5 protein-coding genes and 1 pseudogene are annotated in these 7,047 nt (G+C 44.0%); all 6 read right to left on the bottom strand.

What is annotated here, in order from left to right; all coding sequences use genetic code 11:
- Positions 1 to 215 precede the first annotated feature (215 nt).
- A complete protein-coding gene (rlmKL, locus tag J3492_RS01510) occupies positions 216 to 2,504 on the bottom strand; it encodes a bifunctional 23S rRNA (guanine(2069)-N(7))-methyltransferase RlmK/23S rRNA (guanine(2445)-N(2))-methyltransferase RlmL (protein WP_243453044.1) in 2,289 nt (762 codons plus the stop codon).
- A gap of 284 nt (positions 2,505 to 2,788) precedes the next feature.
- Entirely contained in the window at positions 2,789 to 3,973 is a 1,185-nt protein-coding gene (locus J3492_RS01515) for a mechanosensitive ion channel family protein (RefSeq protein WP_243453034.1), read from the bottom strand.
- A 60-nt stretch (positions 3,974 to 4,033) separates the two neighbouring features.
- Positions 4,034 to 5,503 (bottom strand): dihydrolipoyl dehydrogenase, encoded by a 1,470-nt coding sequence (locus tag J3492_RS01520; RefSeq protein ID WP_207988978.1) that lies wholly within the window; start codon positions 5,501 to 5,503, stop codon positions 4,034 to 4,036.
- 98 nt (positions 5,504 to 5,601) lie between these two features.
- Positions 5,602 to 6,099 carry a peroxiredoxin gene (locus J3492_RS01525; protein ID WP_207988980.1) on the bottom strand — a complete coding sequence of 166 codons (498 nt, stop codon included), beginning with the start codon at positions 6,097 to 6,099 and terminating at the stop codon, positions 5,602 to 5,604.
- Between the two features lie 50 nt (positions 6,100 to 6,149).
- Positions 6,150 to 6,533: pseudogene (locus J3492_RS01530) on the bottom strand (transposase family protein); the annotation flags it as partial.
- 8 nt (positions 6,534 to 6,541) lie between these two features.
- Positions 6,542 to 7,047: transposase family protein (locus J3492_RS01535; RefSeq protein WP_207988982.1), on the bottom strand; the 506-nt coding region annotated here is incomplete at its 5' end.

Consider the following 7,047-nt stretch of genomic DNA (forward strand, 5'->3'; position numbering starts at 1 on the left):
CTTATTTTAGGTATAAAATGATAAGTGTAAGAATCGTATAAAGTGAATGCCAATTTATCTGTGTTAATGGCAACGCACCATCATAACAACAAAAAATGCGCCAATCAAAGAGGCAGTGACCAATACTAGGGCGTTGCATGTCAGAGCACCTAGACCCGACTACCAGACGATTTATTGGCAAGTAGTGGGGGCTTTTGGCTCAAGGTTTTGCAGCGTTATGACTCTTGACGATGACGAATCTCGAAGCTTTGATGAATGGGTTTTTTGATATTAAAATCAAAACCAATCGTTTGATGGGTAATATCCGTCACGTCATAACGCTGACTCAGCTGTTCATCTAACTCAAAACGGGTGAAGTTGTTAGAGAAGTACAACACGCCATCAGACGTCAAGCGGTTCATAGCACGGTTGATCAAAGCGGCATGGTCACGCTGTACATCAAAGGTGCCTTGGAATTTTTTAGAGTTGGAAAAAGTTGGTGGATCAATAAAGATAATGTCGTACTGTTCAGTGTTGCTCTTAATCCACTCAAAAATATCCGCAGCCACAAACTGATATTGGCTGCGGCTGACGTCTAAACCATTGAGGGCAAAGTTTTGTTTGCCCCAGTCCAGATAGTTCTGCGATAGATCGACACTCGTGACTTTTTTGGCCCCTGCAAGTGCAGCATGTACACTTGCGGTACAAGTATAGGCAAACAAGTTTAATACGGCTTTGTCACGGCTATTGGCTTTAATCCGCATACGCATATTGCGGTGGTCAATAAACAGCCCAGTGTCCAGATAGTCGGTAAAGTTGACATAAAGATACGCACCGTCTTCCCGAGCGATATAAAACTTACCACGTTTGTCTGTGGATCCTTGTTTGCTATACTGCTCATTACCTGATTGACGAGCACGAGTCTTAATAAAGACTTGCTCACGGTTAATCCCTAGCACCTCACGAATACCCATCAAAGCAAGGTTAAAGCGTTTTTTGGCCGTCTCAGGAGGAATGCTTTTAGGCGGTGCATACTCTTGTACGTGAGCATAATCACCATATAAGTCAACAGCCACTTTAAAGTCAGGCAGGTCCGCATCGTAGACACGTATATTACTGACATCGTCTTTTTTGGCAAGTTTTTTAAGCTTGGCTAGGTTTTTCTGCAACCGATTGACAAAGTCTTGACCTTCGTCTACAGCAATCTCTCGTCTCTCAAAGCCACTGACCAAATGACCTGCTTGCCCCGCCGATAAACGACCGTAGCGGAAGTACACCGTTATAGCCCCATTGTGACAGCGCAAGGTTTGTGGTTCTTTGATTGGTAAAATATCCACTTGCTCGACATTTGCAGCAAGAATACCAAGCATCGGGTGTGTGCCACTCCCTGCAAAGCTGTCTTGTAAAATCAGTCCCAAAGACTGATAAAGCGGCTTGATCATGTCTTCATCACCCAAGCGCTCACCATAGGGCGGGTTGGTGATAACGAGAGGGTTGCTCAGTCTGCCATCTTTGACCATCGGACGCAGCGTGCTTTTTAGCTGATATAGCGCTTGCGTGTCGATATCAAGTAAGGGCAATAAATCCTGCAAGCCTGCTGCGATGATGTTTTTTTCGGTTGCGATAATAGCGCCTTTATCACCATCGAAACCCAAAATCAGCGGCAAAGTATCGGGCTGCTCAAGCGCAATATCCAGCGCTTCTCTAAAACGGTCTTGTGCGTCCTCAATCATTTGTTGCCATAACGCTTCGTCATGATGTTGCCACTCATAAAAGCCAAATTGATTGGCGGCTTTGTCAATACCGACCGCATAATCGCAATGCATGAGTAATGCTTCGATGATAAAAGTACCCGAGCCGCACATAGGGTCGATAAGGGCATTATAAAAAGGAGTGTTGTCTGGGTTCTTTTTATGCCAACCTGTGCTATAGAGTAGGGCGGCAGCCAGGTTTTCTTTAAGTGGCGCTTCGGTCATTGCCACTCGGTAGCCACGACGGTGCAAGCTGGTACCAGATAAGTCCAAATACAGTTCAGCTTGTTTGTCATTGACCGTTGCAAAGATTGAGAAGTCAGGGTTTCTACTATCGACATCAGGGCGACTGTCAAAAGCTTCATTAAAGGTATCAGCGATGGCGTCCTTGATACGCAGCATAGCAAACTGCTGACTGACTGCCACACGCTTATCGACAGACAAACGAATGGCGAAGGTTTGTTCAAGACTAAACTGCTGTGTCCAATCGATCGACTTGGCGAGGCCATACAATTGCTCAGCCACATCATAATCAGTGTTGATATTTTTACGCTTAATCGGCAACAGCACTCGTGAGGCCACACGAGACCATAAGCAAATGGTATATAAATCTCGTAGATTGCCTTTGACCGCCAGACGGCCAGTGCTCTTGACCTCGCTGGTGATACCAAAACTATCTAGTTCAGTTTGTAATGGTGCTTCAAGCCCATCAGCGCAGGTAATAATAAAGTCATGTGTTAGATCTAAAGAAGTGGCCGATGAAGTGGTGGCCATGGTTTGTGCGGTCATACGAATACCTGTGGGCTGAATGGATAAGCAGGGCACATCATAGAGTCATACCAAGTCAAAACAAGACGGTCAGCGGCACCAAATGTGCTCAGTCTAATAAACATAGCAATGCTACTAGTTTTGTTTGCTGCTGTTGTTGAGGGTAGTATGAGATGTTTAACTGGTAATTTTACCATAATTCAAGAGTGGATGGTTCAATGCAAAAGACTAATGTCAGTTGAAGCAACAGACAGATAGAAGCAACAGATGAGTATAGCGTTATATTGTCCCTAATCTTTTTTAGTCAGCGCAACGTCATCAGAAACGACCCGTGTCGTCGTCGCAAAGGGTTTGGTAGCAATAGGGTAATCAACGTCTTTTGGCATAAGCAGACGCATATGCGGATAGGGAGTGGAGATGTTGGCCGTATCAAAGGCGTTCTTTATCTTCTCTTGCAGATCTTCTTTGATTTTGGGCATACGGGCTACTGATGCTGGCTTGACCCAAAAGCGGATGATAAAGAACACACCGTATTCCCCAATCTCCGATACCGTCGCTGAGGCCTCAGGACGACTGAGTATCACGTCTGTGTCGGCAAGCACTTGTAAGATTTCCTTACGTGCCGTATCGATATCATCCTCAAACGCAATACGCATATGAATATCAAATCGTATGAAGTTTTTGGAGGTTAAGTTGGTCACCTCTGAGGACGCCACATTGGAGTTTGGAATAATAACCGTGATGTTATCTCGAGTTAAGATATGGGTGGTGCGTAAGGCGATAAGAACGACACGGCCTTCGTTATTGTTGATATTGACCCAATCGCCAACTTGAAAAGACTGCTCAAGCAAGATCGTAATGCCTGCGATAAAGTTGGCAAGCGTTGACTGAGCCGCAAAGCCGACTGCTAAACCTACGATACCTAAACCTGCGACTAAAGAGACGATATCAAAGCCAAACTGCGCCATGACACTGGCTGTACCGAGTATCCAGATGAGCACCGAAAAAACGTTTTTTAGCAATTGTTCAATAGAGGCATTCAGTCCATAGTGCTGCAGCACTCTATGAATAATATGATCTGAGGTGGTCCACAGCACGTAGTAAATACCAGCCCAGATACTGGCCTTTGCTGTGGCTTTGACGGTGTCTGGCTCAAAGCTCATTTGACTCATGACCGCAATGATGCTGGCAACGACCCAAATATACCGCAGTGTTGAGCGGGCGATTTTGATACGGCGGTCGTTTAAACGCAGACGATCTTTATTTTTTTTAATAACGTAAGTTGCGAGCCAATAAAAAAATCCCAATACCGCAAGCAGTATTAGGATTTTGATACCAGTGCTGGCCAGCTCAGCAGCATAAGTAGACCAGTTTAGGGTATCTTCTTCTATCGAACCCCCAATAGCAAGATACAGGCTGGTATGTAAATCACGTATGATTTCTTCAAAAAAATCAGTAATACCAGCGATTGCCATTAGTTTATCCATGCATATTGAAAGATTGATACTGAGCTAAAATTGTAACTGAGTCATGGTCTAAAATCCATCTTGCTTTTTCTTTTCAGTTTGAAAAGGAATGGCCATCTGCTTTTGTACATCTCTTAGAGCACTGCGTAGCCCTTCTAGTATAGTCGGATGATAAAAAGGCGTATCTAATAGCGCTTTAATGCTCAGCTCATTTGTAATAGCAACAGCCATTATATGGGCCACATATTCAGCATCAGGTCCTACCATACTTGCGCCCAGTATTTTATCTGTCTCTTTACAGCCATAGATATGCAGCAAACCACAGTTGACCCCCATAATACGACTGCGTCCTTGGTTATCGAAACTGACCTTACCCGTGACATGCTGGCGCTCTGATTGCTTGATCTCAGGCAGTGACATCCCTACAGTGGCGATTTGAGGCTCACAAAATATAATTGATAGAGGGATAGCAGGTGGACGAATATAAGCACCAACGTTATCACGGCAGACTTCGCTACCGGCACTAAACCCTTCATCACTAGCCACATGTAGGAGAGGAATATGGGCGTTAGCATCGCCAATAATATATACCTCCAAATCGCCAATCTGACCGGTGTTGATATTTAGATTTTTCGGACGGTTTTTATCATCCAACTCGACCCCTAGGTTTTCTATGCCCAGCTGATCAATACTATTTCGGCGTCCTGTCGCAACTATCACACAGTCACCTTGCCACCGCTGTGACTGGCCTGCGCTGTCTTGATAGTCAATAAAAGCCGATACTGTGTCATTAGCGTTTGTTTGTTTACCGACCTCTTTGATTTCACTGTTGAGCTGCATGTTAAGCTCATATGACAGACATTCAATCGCCTTTTGATTGATACTTTCATCTTGTAATCCACCGACACGATTGGCTCGATTAAACAAGGTAACCTCGACGCCCAAACGATTAAAGGCTTGTGCCAGCTCTAGACCGATGGCACCTGCACCAATGACAGCCATAGAGGTCGGTAGATCTGTTAATTCAAACACTGTGTCAGAGGTGATAAGGGTTTCACCAAGCTTATCTGCCCAATCATCTGGGATAAAAGGTGAGCTACCTGTCGCAACGATAATTTTATCGGCAGCAATCAATTCATCATTGACCTCGATCAGTCCTTGTTTATTGATATGAGCACGCCCTGATATCTTTTTGTCCTCAGGCCAGCTGTCAACCTGATCTTGGACAAACCCAGCGAACCGATTGCGCTCAGCTTGTACTCGAGCCATGACTTGCTTACCGTCTATCTGCACATCTGCATGAACGCCAAACTCATCAGAGTTTTTTGCTTCATGAGCACGTGCTGCTGCTGCAATCAATAGTTTGCTAGGCATACAACCGATTGTGGCACAGGTCGTGGTCCAAATGCCATCGTTGATAATGACAATGTTTTCGGTGGTTTTTTGTGCTTGACGGAAGGCATTTTGGCCTGCGGTTCCAGCCCCAATAATGGCGACTGAAACTTTGCGGGTTATTTGGTTAGTAGATGATTGACCCATGATTTCCTCGATTATTTATTACTAGCTTAGAGTATGTTGAGTATTTGATCATGGCATTGATAGAGACTACGCCATAAGCTGTTTCTTATAGTCCTCATTTAAGGGGTCAACACAGACAACAACCGCTCAGCATAACCTTTAGCACGTAAGTTGCGTTGAGCATGTGTCAACGTACCGTTTTTGTCGAAGACAAAAGTAGAGCGCACCAGCCCAAGTGTTTTTTTGCCATACATGTTTTTTTCTCTAATCACATCAAAATACTGACAGAGCTTTTCATCGCTATCGCTGATCAGTGGTATATGTAAATCATGCTTGGCGATGAATTTTTCGTGTGATTCCACGCTGTCACGTGACACGCCGATGATGTCATAGCCGAGTGTATCAAAATCATTAATATGAGCAGTAAAGTCTGTGGCCTGTGTGGTACAGCCAGGGGTATTGTCTTTGGGATAAAAGTAAAGAATCAGTCCCTTAGCTGAGTTCTGCATCAGCTCTTTTAGACTGATACTGTCGTGAATGAAATTGCCATTAAGCTCACGGACAATGGCTACTGGAAAGTCAGGCAGACTAAGTGCTTCAGTGGTTGGTTTTGCCATTATTATCTCCTTATTATTGACAGGTTTTTAAAATAGACCTCTTGCAAAAGTCATAGTTTAAGCTCGGAATTAATGATACCAGCAAATAGCTTCATTCTAAGATCGTAGCGCTGACGACGGTTGCGATATTTATGAGCCACGATTTTAAACAACTTGATTAAGCCTATTTTGTGTTCAACCACAATACGGAACTTTGCCAGATACTGATTGGCTTGTTTGCATATCTCCAATAACTGACCACCACGAGGTTTCTTAAATGGTGTGAAAGTTTGGTTATGTCGCTTTGCTAACCCTTGATAACCACTGTCTGCTAGATAGTTAGTGTTCTCAGGTAACCAATCAGGACAAGTATCTTTATACAGCTTAAAATCGTGGATGGACCCTTTACAGGTTTGCACATCAAGTATCAAACCGGTTTGCCAATGAACGATAACCTGCGCTTTTAAGGTGTGTTGTTTTTTCTTGCCGCTGTAGTAGTCTCTTTGGTTTTTTTTGGACGCTCAATTGGGGTTTCGGTGGCATCGACAATGACGACTGACCAATTGATGTCCTCATCGACACGACTAGGCAGCTTTTTGGGCAATTCAAACTTGCCAGAGTTAATCAGTGTGTCTTCTACTTTACGAATGATACGGCTAGCAGAAGACTCATGAATACCAAAGTCCATACTGATATGATAAAGCGTGCGGTATTCACGCCAATAAGTCAGGGCTAGTAGTATCTGCTCCTTAAGACTGAGCACACTTGGTCTACCTGATTTGGTCTTAGATGCTTCATGCTTTTGCATGGCCTCAAGCATGTCATAAAAAGTGGCTTTATGAATGCCAGTGTAGCGTTTAAAACCAGCGTCACTTTGTTTGAGTAGCTTATCTATGTTTGGCATATCTATTAAGTAAGTAGAGTTCAATAATATACGTTGTGTCTGACAACTACTTTTGCAAGAGGTCT

It is taken from the genome of Psychrobacter coccoides (assembly GCF_017498085.1).
Lineage (GTDB): Bacteria > Pseudomonadota > Gammaproteobacteria > Pseudomonadales > Moraxellaceae > Psychrobacter > Psychrobacter coccoides.